The organism is Streptomyces sp. NPDC056883 (assembly GCF_042788835.1).
In the GTDB taxonomy this organism is placed as follows: domain Bacteria; phylum Actinomycetota; class Actinomycetes; order Streptomycetales; family Streptomycetaceae; genus Streptomyces; species Streptomyces stoeckheimensis.
Window position 1 is genome coordinate 522,720 of sequence record NZ_JBHUBS010000001.1, and the last position, 21,750, is coordinate 544,469.

Below are 21,750 nucleotides of genomic sequence, written 5' to 3' on the forward strand. Positions count from 1 at the left end.
GGTTGACGGGGACGACGGGGACGTGGACGTGCGCACGTTGCTCCTCGGATGGGCCGGGTCGGCCGGCTTGGGGGGTGTGGTTCGTTTCCGACCTTACGGATGATCAACGACAGGTAGGCACGTTTTCCAGCCAAGCCGCCCCGCGGACGTAAATGTTCGTCATCCATGCCTGATAGTCCGGAAGATACGACCAGGCGTCATTGGTGTAGCCGTCCGAGGTCACCGATTCGGCGTGCTTCTGGCACGCGACGCGGATGGTCGTCGGCCCGGGGAAGGCGTAGACGCGCGCGGACGCCGTTGCGGGCTGCTCCTTGGTCCAGACGCCGGAGCCCCAGGTCTGGAACACGTGCCCGGTGACCGGGCCGGTGTCCACCCGCACCGCCCCGTAGTAGCCGTTCGACAGCCGCGCGTCGGTGACCTCACTGACCATCAGCTTGGTGCCCGACTGCCGGGCCTCGGCCATCTTGCCCGCCCCGAGGTAGAGGGCGATGTGGTGCAGGTCGCGGGAGGTTCCCCACACCAGCAGGTCGCCGGGGAGCAGCGGCGCGAGCCCCTGGGCGGCGGTGAAGCGCGTGGCCGCGCGGTGCGTGTAGTACTGCGCACTGGCCACCCCGTCGAGCAGGTCCGAGCCGGCTGCCTGCGCGTAGGCGTAGCGGACGAACCCCGAGCAGTCGAAGCCGAGCCGTTCGGGATCGTGCTCGCTCGCCGGATCGGTGGGGTCCACCTGCCCGTACGTGGCACCGGGCCCCGGGCCGTGACCACCGCCCCAGGTGTACCAGACCCCCTTTCCCACCTGTTCGCAGGCGGCGGCGACGGCGCGCTCGGCCGCCGCCGAGGCCCCGGGGGCCAGCACCCGGCAGCCGTCGTCGGCGGCCGCCGGGCCGGTCGGGGTACAGAGGAGTACGGCCAGGAGCGCGAGGAGCGTTCCGATGAGACCTGTTCGGCGCAGCATGGTGGGAGACCTCGTTTCACGCGGCGGGATGGGGCGGAAGCACGGCCGTCCGAACGGCACTTGGCCGCCGGCTCCGGATCCGTGACCCAGCCTGTCGGCCCCCGCCGCGCCCCGTCGAGGTCCGGACGCGGCACCACCCGAACGGGCAACGGGAAACCCCTGAGGAAACCCCGGACGACCTAGCAGCCGCGCGCCGCCCGCACGGGCAGGCCGGGCACCAGCGCCTGCCGCTCCCGCGGTCCGAGGCGGCCCACCGTCCGGCAGATGTCCGCCAGCCGGGCGCCGGGATCCGGGTTCCACAGCCGTACGGTGCCGTCGTTGCTGCTGCTCGCCAGGGTCCGCCCGTCGGGGGAGAAGACGACCCCCCACACCGCGTTGGTGTGGCCCGACAGCACGGCCCGGAGCCGGTGTCCGGCCACGTCCCACAGCCGCACCGTACGGTCGTTGCCGCTGCTCGCCAGGGTCCGCCCGTCGGGGGAGAAGGTGATGCCCCGCGCCGAGCCGGTGTGCCCCGTCAGCACCGCGGTGACGCGCCGCTGGTCGGCGTCCCACAGCCGTACGGTGCCGTCGTTGCCGCTGCTCGCCACGGTCCGCCCGTCCGGGCCGAACGCGACGGCCCGTACCGCTCCGGCGTGCCCGCTGAGCGCGGCGAGCGGGCGGCGCCCGGCCACGTCCCACAGCCGGACGGTCAGATCGTCCCCGGCGCTGGCCAGGGTCCGTCCGTCGGGGCTGAAGACGACGTCGTTGGCGAAGTCGGTGTGCCCGGTGAGGGTGGCGAGCGGACTGCGCGTGCCGGTGTCCCAGAGGCGTACGGTGCCGTCGGCGCCGGCCGAGGCGAGGGTGCGTCCGTCGGGGGCGAACGCCACCGAGAACACGGTCCCGGTGTGCCCGGTGAGGGTGGCGAGCGGAGCGCGCGTGCCGGTGTCCCAGAGGCGTACGGTGCCGTCGGCGCCGGCCGAGGCGAGGGTGCGTCCGTCGGGGGCGAACGCCACCGAGAACACCGTCTCGGCGTGCCCCGTGAAAGTGGCCAGAATCCGCCGTTCGGGCACGTCCCACACCCGCACGGTGTGAGCCGCGTCGGCCGTGGCGAGGAGCTTTCCGTCGGGGCTGTACGCGGCGTGCCACACCTCGGTGAAGGGGCGCGCCGTCAGCACCGGCCCCCGCAGGTCCCAGAGCACGACGGACTGGTCGAACGCGGCGGTGGCGAGCACCGATCCCGTCGGATCCACGGAGACGGCCAGCACGTAGTCGGTGTGCCCGGCCAGCGTCGCCGTGAGCCGGGCGCCCCGGACGTCCCACAGCCGGGTGGTGCCGTCGCCGCCCCCGCTGATGACGGTGGTGCCGTCCGGCGTGTAGGCCACGGAATTGACGTCGTCGCTGTGCCCGGCCAGCGTCGCGGCCGCGCGCCGCCCGTCGACGTCCCACAGCCGCACCGTACGGTCGACCCCGCCGGTGGCGACCGTACGCCCGTCCGGTGCGAAGGCCGCGCCCAGCACCTCCCCGGTGTGCCCCTCCAGAACGGCGGCCGGCTCCGCCCGCCGCGTGTCCCACAGCCGTACGGTCCCGTCGGCGCCGGCCGATACGAGGCTCCGGCCGTCCGGGGCGTAGGCCAGGGTGTTGACCCGCGCGGTGTGCCCGGTCAGGACGGCGCGCACGCGGTGCTCCCCGGCCGGGTCCCGCAACTGGACGGTCCCGTCGGCGGCGGCGACGGCGAGGGTGCCCCCGTCGGGGGCGAAGGCCACCGCCCGGGCGCCCGCCGTGGCGGAGGGCAGCACCGACACGGAGCCCCCGCCCGCGCCGAGGGCCCAGAGCCGGACCGGCCCGTCGGTGGAACCGGCCGCCAGGGTCCGCCCGTCGGGGCTGAAGGCGACGGTGCGCACCCGGCCGGGCGCGGTGAAGGCGGCGACCGTGCTCCGGTCGGCCACCCGCCGCAGCAGCACCTTCCCGTCGGACCCGGCGGTCGCCAGGGTCCGGCCGTCGGGTGCGAAGGCCACCGCGTTGACCGGCCCGCCGTGCCCGCCGAGCCGGGCCAGGAAGGGCTGGGACTGGGTGCTGAGCAGGGCGCCGCGCGCCTCGGGCGTCGCCTCGGCCCGGTAGGCCTCCTCGGCGAGCAGCATGGAGGCCTCGGGCTGCCCGGCGGACAGGGACAGCGACCGGGCGGCCAGGGCCTGGGAACGGGCGGTCCGCTCCTGCCCGAGGGCTCCCGCGCGCTGCTGGTACGCCACCCCGCCGGCGGTCAGCGCCAGCAGGAGCAGGACGACGAGGGTGGCCAGCATCCGCTGGTGCAGACGGACCCGGAGCCGGTCCTGACGGTGGCGGGCCTCCTCCGCGGCCCGGCTCGCATCGAGGAAGGCGGTCTCCCGGGGACCCAGCCGGCTGCGGCCGTCCAGCTCGTCGGCCCAGGTGCGGGCGGTGGCGAGGCGGCTGCCGCGGTACAGCACCGACGGGTCGCGGCCCTCGCGCACCCATTCGTCGGCGGCCTGGGCCAGTTGCTGGTGGACGAGCAGTCCGGCCCGGTCGGCGTGGATCCAGCCGCGCAGCCGCGGCCAGGCATGCAGCAGGGCCTCGTGGGTGATCTCGACGGTGTCGCTGTCCGCGCTGATCAGCCGGGCCCGGACGAAGGCGTCCAGGGCGGCGGCCGCCCGCACGGAGTCGGCCTGCCCCTCCAACAGGGCGGTGCGGCCCATGCGGCGCCGGGTCGGCCCCGTGCCGTCGGCGATGTGCACCAGCCGGACGAGGAGCCGCCGGACCATCCGCTGCTCGGCCGGGTACAGCCGGGCGAAGACGTGCTCGGCGCTGCGCGCCACGGCGCCCTGGATGCCGCCGGCGTACGCGTACCCCGCGACGGTGAGCGTGGATCCCTCGCGCCGCTGCCAGGTGGCCATCAGCGCATGGGACATCAGGGGCAGGGCGCTGGAAGGAGCCTCCCCCGGCCCGGCGTCCGGACCGCCGCCGGGGCGCGCCACGGGGTCCTCCGCACCGGAATCCCCCGCACTGGAATCCCCCGCACCGGGGTCTCGTACGCCCGCGTCCCGCAACAGCAGCGGGACCAGTCCCGGCTCCAGTACGAGTCCGGCGAGCTCCGCCGGGCGCGTGATCGACTCCCGCAGCTCCGCCACGGACATCGGGGGCAGGACGAACAGCCCGTCGCTGAACACGGCGGCCAGCTCCGGCAGGTCCAGGCACTCCCCGGAGAAGTCGGCCCGCACACCGAGCACGACGACGGCGGGGTCGTACGCGCCGCCGGGCGCCGCCGCCGGGGGAGCGGCGGCCAGGGCGAGCAGCACCCGTACGAAGGCGCGGCGCTCCTCCTCGTCGGAGCAGAGGGTGAACAGCTCTTCGAACTGGTCGACCAGCAACACCGGCCGCATGGTCGCCGGCCGGAGCCCGTCCGCCCCGGGGAGCGGGTCGGTCCCGCCCGCCAGCCGGTGGACGGATTCGAGCAGCCGTTCCGGGTGGGTGCTCAACTGCTCCGGGGTGACGCCGAGGTCGCCCCCCACCGTCTTGACGGTGGCTTCGAGCAGCTCCCGCAGCGGGTGTGCGGTGGGGGTGAACCGGACGACCGGCCAGCCGTCGGCCCCCGCCACCGGGAGGCCGCCGCGCCGCAGGGCCGGCACCAGACCCGCGCTGAGCAGGGAGGACTTGCCCGCGCCCGAGCGGGCGACGAGGAGCAACGGGCCGTGCCCGAGCCGGTCGTGGACCCGCTCGACGAGGGCGGCCGTGGCCCGCTCCCGGCCGAAGAACCATCGGGAGTCCTGCGGGGTGAACGCGGACAGGCCGCGGTAGGGGCACGCGCCGTCCGACTGCGGACCGCGCTGGCGGGGTGGACCGGGGGTGCCGGGAGGGTCGGAGGGACCGGGCCGGTGGGCCTGATCGGCGCGGGATCCGGCTGCCGGGCGCCCGGACTCGTCGTTCTCGGGGCGCTCCGGTACCAGGCGCAGGAGTTCGCCCCCGGCTTCGAGGGCCCGGTCGCAGCTGCGGGCGACATCGAGGGTGACCGGCTTCGCACCGGTCTCGATCTTGCTGAGGTAGCCCTTGCTGTAGTGCGTCCGCCGGGCGAGGTCGCCGAGCGACAGGCCGCGCTGCACGCGCAACCTTCTCAACTGGGCGGGAAAGGCCGCCGCGGTCCCGCTCGAGCGGTCCGGATCCCCCAAGACGTCCCCCATGGCAATGTGCGCCCAGGCTGTGAGAGGCAGGTGCCCAGGCTATCGCGGGGGTCGGACGGCAGACCGGCCGTTCGTGCGGTGTGGCGGCAAACGGCGGCGTTCCCGAGCCCGGCCGGGTGCCGGGCTCGGGAACGTCTTTGCGCATGTCGAACGGATTGACGAGTTGACGGGCTGACGGGCCGACGGGCCCGTCAGCCGCTAGCGGTTGAGGGTGATCGAGTTGATCGGCCCGAGGTCGGCGTAGACCCCGGTGCCCTGGGCGATGGGGTTGCCGCAGTTGGCCCCGTTGGAGCCGGCGCACAGACGTGCGGTGGCCCCGCCGTACTGGTTGTTGAGGACCCAGTGGTTGCCGTACTGGTTGGTGAGGTTGTGGGCCCCGTAGCTGTAGAAGACGTGGCTCGGGCTGACGGCGGGGTTCTGGTTCTGCGGGTAGATGCAGACCGCCCCGTCCGGGCAGCCGGCCCACGTGTCGGCCGGCTGCGCGCCGGACGCTCCGGCGGCTCCGCTCAGTGCGACGACGGCGGCCGCGGCGGTGGCGAATGCGGCGGCGCCGCGGATCATCTTGCGCATGGTGTCCCCTCGGGTCTTGCTCCGTGCTGACACCAAGAGCCTGTCCCCGGCGGGCACCGGGGTCGACGGGTTTCCCGTCGCCCGTCGGCCGCCCGGTCCGGGAAACCCCCTGTGACCAGCGCACTCGCCCGAGCAGGGGCAACGCCCGGGCCGCTCCTTCGGCTCCTTCGGCTCCTTCGGCCCAACGGTGATGAGGCCTTCGGGCGAACGCGCTGCGCGGCGCACGGGGCGGCCGCCGCCGGGGTGATAGCCCGAGGGGACCAACACACCCGGAGGTGCGGCCGCACATGACCAGGCGACTCGTGACGCGGCCCGCCCGGCGGCTCCCGCCCGGCGGCCGCCCCCGCGGCGCAGACCGGCCCGGCCGGGACCGGACCCCGGCGCGCTCGGCGTCCCCGACCGCCGCCCGGGCGGCGACGCCGGTGGCCCCGGGCCTGCGGACGGCGGCCGGGTACGCCTGGCGCTTGCTGGTCGTCGGCGCGGCGGCGTACGCGGTGTTCGCCGTCCTGGGACGGTTCCACGAGATCGCCCTGGCCCTCTTCCTCGGCCTGGTCGCGGCGGCCATGCTGCGCCCGCCCGCCGGGCTGCTGGCCCGGGTGATGCCCCGCGGGCTCGCCGTGGCCTGCGCGCTGATCGGCAGCATGATCCTGGTGCTCGGCGCCCTCGCGCTGGTCGGCGAGGCCGTCGCGGGGGAATGGCCGGCGCTGGTGCGCGAGTTCCGCGACGGGCTGGGCCGGATCCAGAGCTGGCTCCAGGGGCCGCCGTTCCGGCTCGACGCGCACGCCCTGAGCGATGCCCAGTCGAAGATCGGCGACTACCTCTCGAGCCACCGCTCCACCCTGCTGAGCACGGCCCTCAGCGGTGCGGGACGGGTCGTGGTGGTGTTCACCGTGGCGGCCCTCGGGCTGTTCTGCTCGGTCTTCTTCACCTACTCGGGCGACCGGCAGTGGAACTGGTTCTGTGCCCAACTGCCCGAAGGCGCACGGGAGCGGGTGGCCGTGGCCGGACGGGCCGCGTGGCGGACCTTCACGGGCTACACCCACGGCATCGTGCTCGTGGCCGGGACCAACGCCGTCCTCGTGGGCGTCGCGCTCTACCTCCTCGGCGTCCCGCTGGCCGTCCCGCTCGCCCTGCTGGAGTTCGTCGCCGCCTTCGTCCCGCTCATCGGGTCCCCGGTCGCCCTCGGCGTGGCCGCCGTCGTCGCCCTCGCCAGCAAGGGGCCGCTCGTGGCGGCCCTGGTGGTCGCGCTCATCGTGGTCATCGGCCAGATCGAAGGGCACCTGCTGCACCCCCTCGTGATGAGCTGGGCGGTGCGCCTGCACCCGATGGTGGTGGCCCTGTCCGTGGTCGCGGGAGCCATCGCCGCCGGGATCGTGGGGGCCGTGGTGGCGGTGCCCCTGGTCTCGGTGGCCTGGTCCGTCCACCAGGCCCTCCGTGAGGCCCGCACGGGCTGAGGCACGGTGGCCCGCCCGGAGCCCCCTCAGCCGAGGGGGTCCACGACGGCCTCGACGTGGTCGGCGACGGCGACGAGCAGCACCCGCGTGCCCGCCTCCACCGCCCGCCAGCGGTGCTCCACACCGCCGGTGAGGTACAACGTGTCGCCGCGGCCCAGGCGGTGGGTCCGCCCGTCCACCTCCACCTCGGCGGCGCCGTCGGCGACGTACATCAACTCGTCGTTGCGGTGCCGGAACGCGCGCTCGGAGTCGTGGTCCCCGGTGAACTCCAGCGCGTGCATCTGGTGCTGGCCGCGTACGAGCGGACGGACCCGGGCCGTCGGATCCGGTCCGGCATCCACTGCGGCACCCACCCCGGCACCCGCCCCGGATCCTAGCCCGGCATCGAGCCCGGGATCGGCGTCGGCCCGCACGATGTCCACGCGGCGCGGGGTCTCACCGGCGGCCAGCAGTTGTACGGCCGTGGTGTCCAGGGCGTCGGCCACCCGCTGGAGCGAACGCATGCTCGGGCGGGCCCGGTCGTTCTCGATCTGGCTGAGGAAGGGCGAGGACAGCCCGCTGCGCGCGGCCACCTCGGCGAGGGTGAGGTCTAGCGCCCTGCGCCGCCTGCGGATGCCCGCACCGATCCTCCGCTCGGACGTCTCGTCTTCCATCTGGCCGCCCACCCCGCTCGTTCCGCTCCTCTGACGATCATCTTCCCGCACCGCGTCGCGGGCTTCGCACTCCCTTCACAGTGCAGCAACAATGCGCCGCTAACTTCAAAGGAGCTTGCTCGCATCAAAGAAAGTTTCACACCGCGGAGCGTGCCGGCTCGGCCGCGCCCCGCCCGCCCCACCCCTCCAGGAGGACACCCGCATGCCCCCGGTCGACCAGAACTTCCGCCGCCGCCGCGGCACCGGTCTCATCGCCCTCGACCCCGCCGCCTCGGAAGGCGGGTACACCCTCTTCGCCCCGCTCACCGGGACCGGCGAGGTGTACCTGATCGACATCCACGGCGAGGTGGTCCACGAGTGGCGGCTGCCCTACCGCCCCGGCCGGCACGCCCGGATCCTCGACAACGGCAACCTCGCCTACAGCGGCGTGCTCCCCGGCGAGGAGGCGCTCTTCCCGATGTGGCACAAGTACCGCGGCGGCGTGATGCTCGAAGCCACCCCGGACGGCACCGTCCTGCGCGAACACCGCGACCCGCTCCAGCACCACGACGCCCACCACCTCGGCGGCGGCCGCGTGCTCTACACCGCGCTCGAACCGCTGCGGGGGGCCGACGCGGCCGGCGTGCTCGGGGGAGTGCCCGGTTCGGAGGCGGCCGACGGCACGGTGTGGGCCGACACCATCACCGAGGTCGACGCCGACGGCTCCGTACGCTGGTCGTGGAGCGCGGCCGAACACCTCGACCGGGCCGAGTACGCCCTGCACCCCGACTACGCCCGCGAACACTGGCCGCTCATCAACAGCGTCGTACCGCTCGCCGACGGGAACGTCCTCGCCAGCCTGCGCAGCGTCTCCGCCGTGGTCGTCATCAGCCGGGAGACCGGCGAGATCCTCTGGCGCACCGAGCCCGGAGTCGTCTCGCAGCAGCACGCCCCCACCGAACTCGCCGACGGCAGGGTGCTGGTGTTCGACAACGGCGTCTTCCGGCCCGGATCGGACGTCCCCTACTCCCGGGTCATCGAGGTCGAGCGCTCGTCGGGCAAGGTCGTCTGGGAGTACCACGACCCCGCCCGCGAGGCCTTCTTCGCCCCGTTCATGGGCAGCGCCCAGCGCCTCGCCGGAGGAAACACCCTCGTCACCGACTCCCCGTCCGGCCGCCTCTTCGAGGTGACCCCCGAGGGCTACCTCTGCTGGGAGTACGTCGTCCCCCACTTCGGCGCCTACCAGGAGTCCGAGGTCCGCGGCCTGTTCCCGTCCGAACCCAACGCGGTCTTCCGCGCCTACCGGTACACCGCCGAAGAGCTGCCCTGGCTGAACAGAGAGGCCGCCCGATGAGCACCGCCTCCACGAAGGCCGCGAAGCCCGCCAAGACCACAGCCCCCGCCAGCCCGGTGGACGAGCGGCTGCCGCTGCGCCGGCTGGCCCCGCTGTCCGCACAGCACGTCCTGGCCATGGTGGCCGCGCCCGTCTCCACCACGTTCCTGACCGGCCAGGCCCTGGGCCTCGGCGCCGCGCACACCGCCTCGCTGCTCAGCGCCACCCTCGTGCTCTGCGGCGCCGGCACCCTGCTCCAGTCCCTCGGGGTGTGGCGGTTCGGGGCCCGGCTGCCGTTCGTCATGCTCCCCGGCGGGGCGGCCACCGCGCTCTTCCTCCAGATAGCCAAGGACCACGGACCCGCGACCGCGACCGGCTCGGTGCTCCTCGCCGCGGCGCTGCTCTTCGCCGTACTGCCCTTCTACGCGAAGGTCGTCCGGCTCTTCCCGCCCCTGGTCATGGGCACCACCGTGCTGCTCATCGGGATCGCCATGATCCGGGTCGCCGCCCAGCTGGTCACCGGCCGCCCCGGGAGTCCCGGGTACGCCGCGCCCTCGGCCGTCCTGCTGGCCGGCGCCACCATCGGCTGCACCGTGCTGTTCCTCATGGTGCTGCGCGGGATCTGGCGGCAGACCGCCGTGCTCCTCGGCATGGGCGCGGGCACCCTCATCGCGCTCACCACCGGCCTCGGGCACCTCGCGCCCGTGGGCGGAGCCGGCGGGGGCCTGACCCTCCCGCACCTCCTCCCGTACGGCGCACCGCACTTCGACGTGCTCGCCGCGCTGCCCCTCCTCGTCTTCAGCCTGACCACCCTGGCGGAGATCACCGGGCAGACCGTCCTGAACAGCGAGACCGTGGGGCGTGCGAGCGACCCCGGACGCGACGTGCCCCGGGTGGCCCGGGCCGACGCGCTGATCTCGGTGTTCGGCGGACTGTTCGGCACCTCGCTGATGGTCACGAGCGCCGAGAACATCGGCATCGGACGGCTCACCGGGGTCCGCAGCCGCTTCGTGACCGCCGGCGCGGGAGTGCTGCTCGTCGCCGTCGGCCTGCTGGCACCCGTCTCCCGGCTGATCGCCGCGGTCCCCGCACCCGTCGTGGGCGGATCCGCCCTGGTGATCTACGGGATCATCGCGGTGATGGGCGTCGACATGCTCGGGCGGACCGCGCCCGGCGCCGGCGGGGGCTCCACCGTGATCGCGCTGGCCCTCACGGCCGGGCTGCTGCCGGTGGTGGCCCCCGACCTCTACCAGGGGTTCCCCACCTGGGCCCGGACCGTCCTCGGCAGCGGGGTGGTGGCGGGCACGCTCGCCGCGGTCCTGCTCCACGCCCTCTTCCGCGCCTTCGGCAGCGGAGAGCCGCCGGGCCGGACCGGGCACGAGGACCGACCCGCGGACTGACGGCGGCGCTTCACCGGGCCGACGGCGGCGCTCGCCGGGCGGACGGCTATCCTCGCGCGGCGAAGGCGGATACAACTGCTGTGCGAAGAGGGGAAGCCGATGCTGCGCGATGTGCGCGAGTGGTTCGACGGCGCGGCCGACGGGGAAATACGGGCACTCGAAGAGGTGCCCGGCATCGATCCGGAGCGGCTGCGGGAACTGTGGTGCGCCGAACCGGAGCTGATGCTCCGCCTCGACGGCCTGCACACGGCCGCGCAGCGGGCCTTCGAACGGCGGACGCGCGCCGCGGTCACCGAGGAGCTGCTCCGCGCCCTGCGCGCCGTGGCCCAGGGGGCGGACGTGGCCCGGCTGGAGACGGCCGTCGCGCTGGCCGGAACGCGGCTGGAGGCCGATACGGCCACGGCCGGGGCGCGCGGCCTGAACACCGGCTTGACCTGCGGGATCGTGATCAGTCCGGTGATCCTGCTCGTGGTCTTCGCGCTCGGGGAGTGGGTGCCCGGGCTCTTCGGCGCGGGCCTCGGCTGCCAGGAGCGCCTCGCCCTGGCAGGGGCGCTGGTCTGCTTCGCCGGCGGGGCGATGGGCGCGGTCTTCAGCGTGATCGTCCGGCTGCGCGATCCCCGGCAGCTGGTCCGCGACGGTCTGGTCGCCGGCGACGGCCCGGGCGGGGCCGGCCCGGCCGCGGATCCGGTCCAGCTGTCCCGCGCGCTGCGCCAAGAGGGCTGGTACCGGGTGGTGGTGGGATGGTTCCTGGCCACCGCCCTCTACCTCCTCGTCGCCGGCGGGATCCTCACCCTGCTCACCCCGCCGGGCTCCCCGGCCGAACTGTGCGGGCCCGGCCCGCTCTCCGCCGACGGGCACGGGGCCCTGGTCAAGACCTGGTTCTTCTGGGGGGCGATCGGCTTCCTCGCGGGCCTCAACGAACGGTGGGCACGCGGTCTGCTGCGCCACCCTTCGGCGCCCGGGGACGAGGCGACCGGTCCCGGGAACGGTGCCCGCCGCTCCTAGGCCGTCTCTTCCGGATCTTGCCTGGCGGCCGGTGGCCGGTGGCCGGTGGCCGGTGGGCCCGAAGGGCGGACACGGGGGTGCACGCGCGTTTACCCTGGGGGTGAACGCGTGTGCACCCCTTCCATCGGGCCAGTGTTCGGGAGCAGCCGTATGCCCACCAAGACGCAGCCCCGCCCCCGCCTCCGCCCGATGGTCGCCGTCCTCGCGTTCTGCGGGGCGATCGTGGCGGTCATGCAGACCCTGGTCGTCCCCCTGCTGCCGCACGTCCCGGACCTCACGGGCAGCAGCCGCGCCGCCGCGGGCTGGCTCGTCACCGTCACCCTGCTCACCGGCGCCGTCTGCACCCCCGTACTCGGCCGGGTCGGCGACATGTACGGCAAACGTCGCGTGCTCCTCGGCTCGCTCGTCGTCCTCACCGCCGGGTCCGTGCTGTGCGCGGTCACCTCCGACATCGCCGTCCTGATCACGGGCCGCGCCCTCCAGGGCACCGCGCTCGCCGTCATCCCGCTCGGCATCAGCATCATCCGCGACGAACTCCCCCCGGCACGCGTCCTGCCGTCCATCGCCCTCATGAGCTCCACCCTCGGTATCGGTGCCGCGATCGGCCTCCCGGCCGCGGCCCTCGTCGTCGAGAACTTCGACTGGCACACCATGTTCTGGGCCTCGGCCGCCCTGGGCCTGCTGGACGTCCTCCTCGTCCTGTGGACCGTCCCCGAGTCCCCGACGCGCACCTCGGGCCGGTTCGACGTACCGGGCACCCTCGGGCTCGCCACCACGCTCGTTGCCCTGCTCCTCGCGATCACCCAGGGCGCGGACTGGGGCTGGACCTCCCCGCCCACGCTCGCGCTGTTCGCCACCTCCCTGGCCGTCGGAGCCCTCTGGGGGCGCCACGAGCTGCGCACCGTCTCCCCGGTGGTCGACCTCCGCGTCTCGGCGCGCCCCGCCGTCCTGCTCACCAACCTCGCGGCCCTGCTCGTCGGCTTCGCCTTCTACGCGAACTCCCTGGTCACCGCCCAGCTGGTGCAGGAGCCGGTGAGCACCGGGTACGGGCTCGGCGCCTCCCTCGTGGTGAGCGGCCTGTGCCTGCTGCCCGGAGGCCTGGCCATGGTCGCGCTGTCCCCGGTATCGGCGCGGCTCTCCGCCGCCCACGGCCCCCGGGCCGCGCTGGCCCTCGGCGCGGCGGTCATGACCCTCGGCTACCTCGTCCGGTTCTTCACCAGCCACGCCCTCTGGCTGATCGTGGCCGGCGCCACGGTGGTCGCCTGCGGTACTGCCCTCGCCTACTCGGCGCTGCCCGCGCTCGTCATGAGGGCCGTCCCCGTGACCGAGACGGGCGCCGCGAACGGGCTCAACACCCTCATGCGCTCCGTCGGCCAGGCCTGCTGCAGCGCCGTGGTCGCGGCGGTGCTCGCCCGGGTCACGTTCCTGGTGGACGGGCGCAGCGTGCCCACCCTGCACGCGTACCTGCTGGTCTTCCTGATCGCGGCCGGCGCCGCGCTCGCCGCGCTGGCGGCGGCCCTCTGCCTGCCGCGGGGCCGGCAGGCCGCGTCCGCGCAGGCCGGTACGGTCGGGCTGACGAAGTCCGCGCCCGCGGTCCGGGAGGGCCTATGAGCACCGCCGAGGAGTCGGGCCGCGCCGCCATCGTGCGCGCCGCCCGCAGGGCCTTCACCCTGCGTCCCTACGCCGAAGTCACCCTGCGCGGCATCGCGGCCGACGCAGGCGTCAGCCCGTCGCTGATCGTGAAGCGGTTCGGCAGCAAGGAAGGGCTGTTCAACACGGTCGCCGACTTCCAGCCGGCCGCCGACGCCCTGTTCGCGGCGGAGCCGGCCGTACTGGGCCGCCACCTCGTCCTGACCATGGTCCGGTTGCGCGACGAGCTCCGTGGGGACCCGCTGCTGCGGGTGGTCTTCTCCCTGGGCATCGACGACGAGCGCACCCTGCTGCGGGAGCGCTTCCGCGAACAGGTCACCGCCCGCCTGGCCGCCCGCCTCGCCGGCGCCGACCGGGAGCTGCGCGCCGAACTGATCGCGGGCCAGCTGCTGGGTCTGGGGGCGACGCTGAGTCTGCACCGGCCCGACGGCGCGGGTACCCGTACCCCTCCCGGACGACTGGCGGACCTGTACGCGCCCGGACTCCAGGGGCTCATCGACGGTGGCGCCGGACGGCATGATCCGCGGGAGCCGGTTAGCGTCGGGGGATGAGTACCGAACCGCACGCCCCGCGTACCTACGAGATCCTGCTGGTGCCCGAGCACGTGGTGGAGGGGTCGGCCGACGACGCCGTCCGCTCGGCCGTCGTGGCACCGACCGGCCAGAACGGCGCCTCCGGCTACCCCCGCTATTCGGGTGACGGGATGGTGGCGGACATCGACCCGACCACCCGAACGGTGGAAGCCCTCCTCGTGGACGGCTCCGAGCTCGACTACGGCCTCAAGCCCGTCCTGCGCCCACGCACCTGACACGCCGTCCGGGCGGCGGGAAGGACCGGTCTTCCCGCCCCGCTCGCCGCTCCCGCCGCTCCCCGTTCGCGGGGAGGCTCCGCTACTCGAAGCGGGCGGTGTCCCCGGCGCCCCGCCGGACGATCTCGGCCTCGCCGCTGGAGAAGTCGATGACCGTCGTCGGCAGCGTCCCGCATTCGCCGGAGTCGACCACCATGTCCACGACGTGGTCGAGCCGGTCCTTGATCTCCCAGCCCTGCGTCATCGGCTCCGCCTCGTCGGGCAGGAGCAGCGTGCTCGACAGCAGCGGCTCGCCGAGCTCGGCCAACAGCGCCTGGACCACGACGTGGTCGGGGATGCGCACGCCCACCGTCTTCTTCTTCGGGTGCTGGAGCTGGCGCGGCACTTCCTTCGTCGCCGGAAGGATGAAGGTGTAGCTGCCGGGGGTGGACGCCTTGATCGCACGGAAGACGTCGTTGTCGATGATGACGAACTGGCCGAGCTGCGCGAAGTTCTCGCACACCAGGGTGAAGTGGTGGCGGTCGTCGAGCTGCCGGATGGACCGGATCCGGTCCAAAGCGTCACGGTTGCCCAGCTGGGCGCCCAGCGCGTAGCAGGAGTCCGTCGGGTAGGCGACGAGTCCTCCGGCGCGGATGCCGTCGGCGATGCTGCCGATGGCGCGGGGCTGGGGGTTTTCGGGGTGTACGTCGAAGTACTTTGCCATCCGACGAGCCTACGGGATCCGGTGGTTCCGGCACCCCGGCCGGCCGCTCCCCGAGGACGGGCCGTGGCGGGGAGAGAGCGGGCAGAGGGCGGGCCGAGGGCGGGGTGAGTAAAAAGTGGCCGATTGTCCATTTTTTATGCTGCTTGGACCGGACCTTCCCGTGATTGCGATCATATTCGTGCGTCGGGTGCATGAATTCTTCGGCGGGGTACATAGGGTGCGGGAATAGGCGGCCCCTCCGTGGCCGATTAGTCACGCACGAGGGTTTGCCACACATGACCGCCACTTCGCTCCCGCCTGCCGGAAAACGCCTCTCCAGGGGAGGCCGCAGACAGGTCGCGTCCCAGGTGGGCGGGGTCAACCGGAATATCGCATTCCTTTCCGCACTCGTGGCCGCACTCATATCCATGGCGGCTTACAGCGCCGGTCTCGCCACGCGCGGGGTCTACCCTTTCGGACCCGTCCCGCGCGCCGACAACGACCTGCGCCACCAATACGTGCCGTTCCACACCCACCTCTGGGACCTCCAGCACGGCAGTGCCCAGGGAGACCTGCTCTTCAACTGGCAGAGCGGGTACGGCGTCGGCTTCCTCGGTGACTTCTTCACCTACCTCTCCAGTCCGTTCTCCTTGCTGGCCGGCCTCCTGCCCCGCCAGCAGGCGGAACTCTCCGTCTACCTCGTCAGCCTCTGCAGCATGGGCCTCGCCGCCGCCCTGATGACCGTGTACCTGGGCCGCCTGCGCCCCGGCTCGCCCTGGCTGCGCGCGCTGCTCTCCGTCGGCTACGCCGTCTGCGGCTGGGGAGTCGCCGAGGGCACCGTCGTCCCGATGTGGACTTGGGGCCTGGTTGCGATACCCCTGCTCGGGATAGCCGCCGACTGGTGCCTGACCGGCCGCCGCTGGGTCCTCGGCAGCCTCTTCGTCGCCCTGTGCTGGTTCGCCAACTTCTACACCGCCGCCATGGCCACCACGGCCACCGCGCTCGTCTTCCTCGTACGGCTCCTGCTCGCCGACACCGACATGCGCACCCGCGGCCGGGCCCTGTGGCGGGCCGCCACCATGACGGGCACCGGACTGCTCCTCGCAGCCCCCGCCGTCCTGGTGTGCGCCTTCGCCAACCGGCGGGCCCAGCCCACCGAGCTGTACGTGGTCAGCGTGAACACCGATCCGCTGACCTTCCTCTCGATGCTCATACCCGGGACCCACCCCGTCCGCCCCGCGCCGAACGTCTATGCGGGGGTGCTCGTCCTCCTCCTCGTCCTGACCCTGCCCTTCCAGTCGAAGGTGCGCGGCCGCGAACGCCTCGCCTGGTTCTCGCTCCTGCTGCTGACCGCGGTCTCCTTCGTCCTCACCCCCACCGCCAAGCTCTGGCAGGGCGGGGCCCTCCCGCACGGCGCCCCCTTCCGCGAGTCCTTCGTCCTCAGCGGCATGCTGGCGATGGCCGCCTGGATCTGCCTCGCCCACATGCCCCGGCCCCGGGCCCTGCTCGGCGGTGCGAGCCTGCTGGCCCTGCTCGTCGCAGCCACGTACGACCTCCCGCCGGTCAACGGACAAGCCCTCACCGGCGTCCTCGTCGGCGGCGCCGTCACCACCGCCCTGCTGCTGTTCTACGCGCGCGGACTGCGCCGCCCCGCCCGCATCGGCGTCATGCTGCTGCTGGCCGTCTCGGTCTTCGGCGGCACCGTGTACTCCGTGTACGGCAACTCCGTCGCCGACGACCCCCGACGGCGCGGCCCCGTACGCGCGCAGACCATGACCGAGCTCGGCAAGGGTGCGCGCCAGGCCCTGGAAGCGCACAAGAACTGGCCCGCCACCCGGGCCGACGCCGGACCCGGCGTCTTCGTCACCAACAACGACGCACTGCTGGTCGGCGGCCAGGGCGGCGCCTACTACAGCAGCTACGTGAGCGTGGAGACCGCGCGCGGACTACGAGGCCTCGGCCTGGGCCAGGCCATGGGCGGCCGTCACCTGTGGCCTGCCGAAGACCCGGTGCTGCGGGCCCTGCTCGGCATCGGCACCGTCCTCGAACCGGCCGGCGAGAACGGCGTCACCGTCCGCACCCTGCCCGCCCCGCCCCTGGTCACCCTCCGGGCACCGGGCAGCGACCAGGCCTACGGGGCTCCCGTGGGCTCCGTCTGGGCCCGGCGCCAGGCCGCCCTCGGCGCCAGGGTCTACACCGTCCCCGCCCTCGCCCGCGCCGACGGGCCCGGCGCCTCGGCACCGGCCCCGGGGCCCGGGCCGGGCTTCGCCCTGACCAGGGGCGAAGGCTGGGGACCGGAGACCTGGACCGCGTTCACGGGGCGGTGTGCCCCGGGGGCCCGCGCCTTCCTCCACGCACCCGACCTGAACGCGCTTGTCCGGGCCGAGGACAGCGGCCGGCTCGAGAGCTTCTCCGGCAGGCCGCCCGCGGTCAGCGCCCCGGTCCGGGAACTGGGCGCGGCGGCGGCCGACGGCCGCATCACCTTCTCCGTACGCACCCCGAAGGACGGCCAGGTCCTGCCGCCCGACGCCCTCGGCTGCCTGGACCAGGCCGCCTTCGACGCGGCCGTGGCCGGGCTGAAGGCGGGCGCGGCCACCGGAGTCACGGTCGGCGGACACACCATCGAGGCCCGGCTCCCCGAGGGCTCCACCGGCACGGCGGTGCTCGCCACCACGGCGTCGCCCGGCTGGAGCTGCTCAGTCGACGGCGGCCCGGCCGGCGCCCCGGTCTCGTACCAGGGCCTGCTCGGCGTCCCCCTGGGATCCGGCGGCGCCGACCGGCTGGCGTGCTCGTACGTCCCCGAGGGGCTCCGCGCGGGCCTGGGCGGCACCGGCGCGGGCCTGCTGCTCATCGCGGGTGTCCTGGCCGGCACGCTGTGGCGGACCCGCAGGGCCTGAAGGGCCTGAGGCTCTGGCGGCCGGATGCCGGACCGCGGGGGACGGTCCGGCACCCGGCTCCGGGGCCGGCACACCGCTCGTGCCCGGCCCCGCCCCACGGCCGGCCCGTCCGCCGGCGTGGGACGCCTTCAAAAGGGTCGGCTCGGGCCGGGCGGGCGGCCAGGGACTTTGGTCCCGAGGCGGTCGGCCGCCCGGCCTGGGCCGTGCGCCGGTCCACGGCCGGAGGTCCCTTCCGTCCTGCCAATCGATGATCGAAAAGCCCTGCCGCCCTCAGCTTCCGTCGCCATCCCCACCCGCGATCGATCAATGCGCGGACGGGCCCGCCGACGGTGATCCCGGTCACGACCGGCCGTCCCCCGGGGCGGAAGCCGCCTCGGGATCCCGTGACCGTGACGGGATTCCTCAACGCCCTCGGTCGGGGTGAGCTGCGAGCGTGGCCGGCGTCGGACCGTCCGGCCGGACCGTGATGCTGTAGGAGGACCCCTCGGGAACGGACCGGAAGGTCGGCACATGGGCCGGCAGCAGGTGCTCCAGCAACACCGTCGACTCGCGCAACGCGAACTGCAGCCCGAGACAGGCGCGGGGGCCGATGCCGAAGGGGACGTACGCGCCCGGGACGGTCGGCCGGCCGCCCGGTGCGGTGAAGCGCAGCGGGTCGAAGCGCTCGGGATCGGGCCACAGCACCGGGTCGCGGTGTGCGAGGTACGGGCAGACGACCACGTCGGTGCCCGCCTCGACGGCGTAGCCCGCCAGGACGTCGTCCTCGATGGCGTGCCGGGGCAGGATCCAGGCGGACGGGTACAGCCGCAGGGTCTCGCTGACCAGGGCCTGGATCGCCTCCCGGCGTTCGGCCGAGCCCTCGGAGCCCGCCGCGAGGGTCCACGCGCGGGCCTCGGGATGGCGGTCGAGGAGCAAGTAGAGCCAGGTCAGTGTGGTGGCCGTGGTCTCGTGCCCGGCGACCAGCAGCGTGACCAGCTCGTCGCGGATCAACCGATCGGTGTACTCGGGCCGTTCGGCGGACGCCTCCACCAGCAGGTGGAGCAGCCCCGGCCCGTCGGGGCCCGCGGACCCCCGGCGGGCGGCGGCGATGGCGTGGTGGGCCACGGCGTCGATCCTGGCCAGATCCTCGGCGACCGCCTCCCCGGCGTCGGCGGAATCGGCGGGCAGCGTCGGCAGCGCCGCCACCACGGCCGCCACGGAGCCCAGTTCGCGGTCGGTGTCCGCGTCCAGCGGATGCCCGGTCAGGGAGCGCCAGATGGTGTCGAGGGCGAAGCGCCGCATCTCCTCGCCGACGTCGAAGACCTCCCCGGTACGCGCGTACGCGGCCCAGCGCCCGGCGGCGATCCGGGCGGCCCCGGCGATCCGCTGCTCGTAGCGGCGCATCCCGGTCCCCGTGAACTGGGACTGCAGCAGCTTGCGTTGACGCTTCCACGCCTCGCCGGTCGCGGAGAGCACGCCCTCGCCGACCAGCAACCGGGCACGGTGCGAGCGTTTGACGTAGCGCTGCGGATGGAGGGCCAGCACGTGCTGGACCGCCTCGGGACCGGTGACGAGCACGGTCGGCCGGCCGACGGGACCGCCGTCCCCGAGCCGGAACGCGCCGACCCCGCCGAGCCGTCCGCACACCTCGGCCAGCAGCTCGACGAGCTGGCCTCCCCCCGCGCTCCACTGCTTCACGACGGAGGGGTCCAGCTCGGGGACCGGGGGAGCGAGGCGCCCCGCGGGACCGGCTTCGATGGCCATGGCTGTTCCCCTGTTCGTCCGTTCGTCGCCCGGCTTCCGCCCGCGCCGGGCCGGCGGCAGCACGGACTGTACGGGACCGGGAACGGACGGGGGTCGGCCTTCGGCCAGGCACCGCACCCTCCCGGACGGACCCGCGAGACGGCCTACGCCGGGCGGGTGTACCTCCGGCCCGCCTCCGGGGCCCGGCGCGATGCGGCCCGTTGGATGGGGGGTTCGGGGGATCGTGGTCAGGGGCCGGGCGCGCGATCGGCAGTGGATCGGTTCCTGAGGAGTGGAGATGGGTCCGTTCTCGGCGGATGCGGCACGGGACGCGCTGAACCGCACCCAGGCCGCGATGCTGCTGCCCGCCGTGCTCGTGGGCGCCGGGTCGGGACTGGGCGCGGTGGGCTTCCGCTGGCTCATCGAGGTGTTCACCAAAGCCCTGTCCGGCCACGACGACTACTCCTCCGCCGGCCACGCCGCCAACCCCTACGTGCCCTGGCTCGGCCCGTACTTCGTCTTGCTCGCGCCCGTGGTCGCGGGCGCGCTCTACGGACCGCTCGTCTACCGCTACGCCAAGGAGGCGCGCGGCCACGGGGTTCCCGAGGTGATGTACGCCGTCGCCCGCCAGGGTGGCCGGATCCCGCCCCGGGTCGCGGTGGTGAAATCGCTCGCGTCCGCGCTGTGCATCGGCGGCGGCGGTTCCGTGGGCCGCGAAGGGCCCATCGTCCAGATCGGGGCCGCCCTCGGCTCCACCGCCGGATCCCTCCTGCGCGTCCGCGAGGAGCGGATGCGGCTGCTGGTCGCCTGCGGCGCGGCCGGCGGCATCGCCGCCACCTTCAACGCGCCGCTGGCCGGCGTCTTCTTCGCGATGGAACTGATCCTGCGCGATTTCACGGCTCGCGCCTTCGGCCTGGTGGCCGTCTCCGCGGTCACCGCCAGCGTGATCGGACGCGCGGTCCTCGGCGACGAACGGTTCCTGGACCTGGCGCCGGTGAGCGCCGGCCACGTGGCCGCGTACGCCCTGTACGTACTGCTCGGCGCGGTGGCCGGCGCCGTCGGGGTGCTCTTCACGAAGGTGCTCTACGGGGTGGAAGACCTCTGCGACGCGGTCTGGAACGGCCGGCCGGAATGGCTCCGCCCGGCGGTCGGCGGCCTCGTGCTCGGTGCGATCCTGCTCGCGCTGCCGGAGATGTACGGGGTCGGCTACCCGGTGCTCGGCAAGGCCGCGGTGGGCGGGTACGCGATCGGATTCCTGCTGGTCCTGCTCGTCGGCAAGATCGTCGCGTGCAGCGTCACCATCGGGATCGGCGGCTCGGGAGGCGTGTTCGCGCCCAGCCTCTTCGTCGGCGCCATGCTCGGCAGCGCCTTCGGGCAGACGATGGACGGCCTCGCCCCCGGGGTGACCGGCTCGGCCATGACCTACTCCGTCATCGGGATGGGCGCGGTCTTCGCCGGATCGGCCCGCGCACCGATCACCGCCGTCGTCATCATCTACGAACTGACCGGCGAGTACGGCATCATCCTGCCGCTGATGATCGCGGTCGCCGTCGCCACCGGAGTCAGCCACGCGCTCAGCCGGGACACCGTCTACACGGCCAAACTCCGCCGCCGGGGGGTCGACTTGGACCTGACCGGCCCGGCGGCGATCGAGGTCCGGGCCGCCATGGGGCCACCGCCGCCCGCGCTCGCACCCGGCACCGGCCTGCGCGAGGCGATCACGGCGATGATCGAGGCGGACGCCGCCCGCCTCCCGCTCGTCGACCGGCACGGCCACTACGCCGGTGCGGTCGGCGCTGCCGCCCTCTCCCGGGCCCTGCACCAAGGCCTCTCCGAGCACACGCCCGTCGAGACGGTACGGGACCACCCGCCGGTCCTGCTGGCCGGCCAGTCCCTCCAGGAGGCGCTGCCGCTGCTCTCCGCGAGCGAGGGCGACGGACTCCCGGTCCTCGACGAGGAACGGCTCCACCTCCTGGGCTGGGTCTCCCACCGCTCGGCCCTGCTGGCCCTGCACCCACCCGCTTAGGTGGTCCTCCCCCGATCACACGGGTGGGGAGAGCTGCGCGCGTACCCATGCGGGATCGGGGTTGGTGTGGGGCCGGCCGGCCACGATCACCGTGGGTACGGTCTCGTTGCCCTGGTTGGCCGCCCTCGCCGCCGCGGCTCCTGCCGGATCGCGCCAGATGTCGACCCAGTGCACCTGGCGTGCGCTGCGGCCGAGCCGGACGCGCAGCCGTATGCAGTACGTGCAGCCTGGCCGCCACAGGACGACCGGCCGGCCGTCGGCCGCACTGCGGCGCTGTGCCTCCAGCGCGGTGACCGGCCTTGGGAAGACGAGGGGCGAGTGCACGCCCGCGAGCACCAGGAACATCAACAGCAGGGCTGCCGCCGTGGCGTGACTGCCTGTGAACGTCAACACTGCCGCGAGGGCCGAGCCGCAGAGAACGAGCCGCACGGGCAGGATCCAGGAGCGTGTCAT

At 74.1% G+C, this 21,750-nt stretch carries 16 protein-coding genes; 9 read left to right on the forward strand and 7 right to left on the reverse strand.

The annotated features are described in order from the left end of the window. Positions 1-103: 103 nt before the first annotated feature. The 3 genes from ACFRU2_RS02510 to ACFRU2_RS02520 form a co-directional block, all read right to left on the reverse strand. On the reverse strand, positions 104-952 hold the full coding sequence (locus tag ACFRU2_RS02510) for a C40 family peptidase (protein ID WP_382966741.1): 849 nt from the start codon (positions 950-952) through the stop codon (positions 104-106). Positions 953-1,131: 179 nt separating this feature from the next. Further along, the gene (locus ACFRU2_RS02515) at positions 1,132-5,118 is read right to left on the reverse strand and encodes a helix-turn-helix domain-containing protein (RefSeq protein ID WP_382966743.1); all 3,987 of its coding nucleotides are present in this window, start codon (positions 5,116-5,118) and stop codon (positions 1,132-1,134) included. 198 nt (positions 5,119-5,316) lie between these two features. Then, positions 5,317-5,688, reverse strand: coding sequence for a hypothetical protein (locus ACFRU2_RS02520; RefSeq protein ID WP_382966745.1), 372 nt, complete (start codon positions 5,686-5,688; stop codon positions 5,317-5,319). 287 nt (positions 5,689-5,975) lie between these two features. On the opposite strand from ACFRU2_RS02520, the gene ACFRU2_RS02525 reads away from it, so the two are divergent. After that, positions 5,976-7,142, forward strand: a complete 1,167-nt coding sequence (locus ACFRU2_RS02525; protein WP_382966747.1) for an AI-2E family transporter — start codon at positions 5,976-5,978, stop codon at positions 7,140-7,142. 26 nt (positions 7,143-7,168) lie between these two features. Here the strand turns inward: ACFRU2_RS02525 and ACFRU2_RS02530 are convergent, their stop codons facing one another. Next, positions 7,169-7,795 carry a helix-turn-helix domain-containing protein gene (locus ACFRU2_RS02530; protein ID WP_382966749.1) on the reverse strand — a complete coding sequence of 209 codons (627 nt, stop codon included), beginning with the start codon at positions 7,793-7,795 and terminating at the stop codon, positions 7,169-7,171. 202 nt (positions 7,796-7,997) lie between these two features. Here ACFRU2_RS02530 and ACFRU2_RS02535 point away from each other — a divergent pair, with 202 nt between their 5' ends. From ACFRU2_RS02535 to ACFRU2_RS02560, 6 genes are all read left to right on the forward strand, one after another. Then, a complete protein-coding gene (locus ACFRU2_RS02535; RefSeq protein ID WP_382966751.1) occupies positions 7,998-9,128 on the forward strand; it encodes an aryl-sulfate sulfotransferase in 1,131 nt (376 codons plus the stop codon). Then, positions 9,125-10,507 (forward strand): uracil-xanthine permease family protein, encoded by a 1,383-nt coding sequence (locus ACFRU2_RS02540; RefSeq protein WP_382966753.1) that lies wholly within the window; start codon positions 9,125-9,127, stop codon positions 10,505-10,507. The genes ACFRU2_RS02535 and ACFRU2_RS02540 overlap by 4 nt, the downstream gene beginning before the upstream one ends. Positions 10,508-10,606: 99 nt before the next feature. Then, positions 10,607-11,512 (forward strand): hypothetical protein, encoded by a 906-nt coding sequence (locus ACFRU2_RS02545; protein ID WP_382966755.1) that lies wholly within the window; start codon positions 10,607-10,609, stop codon positions 11,510-11,512. A 150-nt stretch (positions 11,513-11,662) separates the two neighbouring features. Continuing rightward, the gene (locus tag ACFRU2_RS02550; RefSeq protein WP_382966757.1) at positions 11,663-13,123 is read left to right on the forward strand and encodes an MFS transporter; all 1,461 of its coding nucleotides are present in this window, start codon (positions 11,663-11,665) and stop codon (positions 13,121-13,123) included. Continuing rightward, entirely contained in the window at positions 13,120-13,713 is a 594-nt protein-coding gene (locus tag ACFRU2_RS02555) for a TetR family transcriptional regulator (RefSeq protein ID WP_382966759.1), read from the forward strand. The genes ACFRU2_RS02550 and ACFRU2_RS02555 overlap by 4 nt, the downstream gene beginning before the upstream one ends. Then, complete coding sequence (locus tag ACFRU2_RS02560) at positions 13,710-13,970, forward strand: hypothetical protein (RefSeq protein WP_382966761.1); 261 nt, start codon at positions 13,710-13,712, stop codon at positions 13,968-13,970. The genes ACFRU2_RS02555 and ACFRU2_RS02560 overlap by 4 nt, the downstream gene beginning before the upstream one ends. An 82-nt stretch (positions 13,971-14,052) precedes the next feature. Here the strand turns inward: ACFRU2_RS02560 and ACFRU2_RS02565 are convergent, their stop codons facing one another. Next, on the reverse strand, positions 14,053-14,673 hold the full coding sequence (locus tag ACFRU2_RS02565) for an L-threonylcarbamoyladenylate synthase (protein WP_382966763.1): 621 nt from the start codon (positions 14,671-14,673) through the stop codon (positions 14,053-14,055). 407 nt (positions 14,674-15,080) lie between these two features. Between ACFRU2_RS02565 and ACFRU2_RS02570 the strand changes: the two genes are divergently transcribed. Then, complete coding sequence (locus ACFRU2_RS02570) at positions 15,081-17,549, forward strand: YfhO family protein (RefSeq protein ID WP_382966765.1); 2,469 nt, start codon at positions 15,081-15,083, stop codon at positions 17,547-17,549. Positions 17,550-17,951: 402 nt separating this feature from the next. Here ACFRU2_RS02570 and ACFRU2_RS02575 read toward each other — a convergent pair whose 3' ends face one another. Then, positions 17,952-19,292, reverse strand: coding sequence for a cytochrome P450 (locus ACFRU2_RS02575; RefSeq protein ID WP_382966767.1), 1,341 nt, complete (start codon positions 19,290-19,292; stop codon positions 17,952-17,954). Between the two features lie 334 nt (positions 19,293-19,626). Here ACFRU2_RS02575 and ACFRU2_RS02580 point away from each other — a divergent pair, with 334 nt between their 5' ends. After that, positions 19,627-21,297: a chloride channel protein gene (locus ACFRU2_RS02580; protein WP_382967816.1), complete on the forward strand. Its 1,671-nt coding sequence runs from the start codon at positions 19,627-19,629 to the stop codon at positions 21,295-21,297. A gap of 15 nt (positions 21,298-21,312) precedes the next feature. Here the strand turns inward: ACFRU2_RS02580 and ACFRU2_RS02585 are convergent, their stop codons facing one another. After that, positions 21,313-21,750 (reverse strand): glutaredoxin domain-containing protein, encoded by a 438-nt coding sequence (locus tag ACFRU2_RS02585; RefSeq protein WP_382966769.1) that lies wholly within the window; start codon positions 21,748-21,750, stop codon positions 21,313-21,315.

Excerpts from the sequence above, each read along its gene's own strand:
- ACFRU2_RS02510 (WP_382966741.1), bottom strand. The coding sequence starts at position 952 with ATGCTGCGCCGAACAGGTCTCATCGGAACGCTCCTCGCGCTCCTGGCC.
- ACFRU2_RS02515 (WP_382966743.1), bottom strand. The coding sequence starts at position 5,118 with ATGGGGGACGTCTTGGGGGATCCGGACCGCTCGAGCGGGACCGCGGCG.
- ACFRU2_RS02520 (WP_382966745.1), bottom strand. The coding sequence starts at position 5,688 with ATGCGCAAGATGATCCGCGGCGCCGCCGCATTCGCCACCGCCGCGGCC.
- ACFRU2_RS02525 (WP_382966747.1), top strand. The coding sequence starts at position 5,976 with ATGACCAGGCGACTCGTGACGCGGCCCGCCCGGCGGCTCCCGCCCGGC.
- ACFRU2_RS02530 (WP_382966749.1), bottom strand. The coding sequence starts at position 7,795 with ATGGAAGACGAGACGTCCGAGCGGAGGATCGGTGCGGGCATCCGCAGG.
- ACFRU2_RS02535 (WP_382966751.1), top strand. The coding sequence starts at position 7,998 with ATGCCCCCGGTCGACCAGAACTTCCGCCGCCGCCGCGGCACCGGTCTC.
- ACFRU2_RS02540 (WP_382966753.1), top strand. The coding sequence starts at position 9,125 with ATGAGCACCGCCTCCACGAAGGCCGCGAAGCCCGCCAAGACCACAGCC.
- ACFRU2_RS02545 (WP_382966755.1), top strand. The coding sequence starts at position 10,607 with ATGCTGCGCGATGTGCGCGAGTGGTTCGACGGCGCGGCCGACGGGGAA.
- ACFRU2_RS02550 (WP_382966757.1), top strand. The coding sequence starts at position 11,663 with ATGCCCACCAAGACGCAGCCCCGCCCCCGCCTCCGCCCGATGGTCGCC.
- ACFRU2_RS02555 (WP_382966759.1), top strand. The coding sequence starts at position 13,120 with ATGAGCACCGCCGAGGAGTCGGGCCGCGCCGCCATCGTGCGCGCCGCC.
- ACFRU2_RS02560 (WP_382966761.1), top strand. The coding sequence starts at position 13,710 with ATGAGTACCGAACCGCACGCCCCGCGTACCTACGAGATCCTGCTGGTG.
- ACFRU2_RS02565 (WP_382966763.1), bottom strand. The coding sequence starts at position 14,673 with ATGGCAAAGTACTTCGACGTACACCCCGAAAACCCCCAGCCCCGCGCC.
- ACFRU2_RS02570 (WP_382966765.1), top strand. The coding sequence starts at position 15,081 with ATGGCGGCTTACAGCGCCGGTCTCGCCACGCGCGGGGTCTACCCTTTC.
- ACFRU2_RS02575 (WP_382966767.1), bottom strand. The coding sequence starts at position 19,292 with ATGGCCATCGAAGCCGGTCCCGCGGGGCGCCTCGCTCCCCCGGTCCCC.
- ACFRU2_RS02580 (WP_382967816.1), top strand. The coding sequence starts at position 19,627 with ATGCTGCTGCCCGCCGTGCTCGTGGGCGCCGGGTCGGGACTGGGCGCG.
- ACFRU2_RS02585 (WP_382966769.1), bottom strand. The coding sequence starts at position 21,750 with ATGACACGCTCCTGGATCCTGCCCGTGCGGCTCGTTCTCTGCGGCTCG.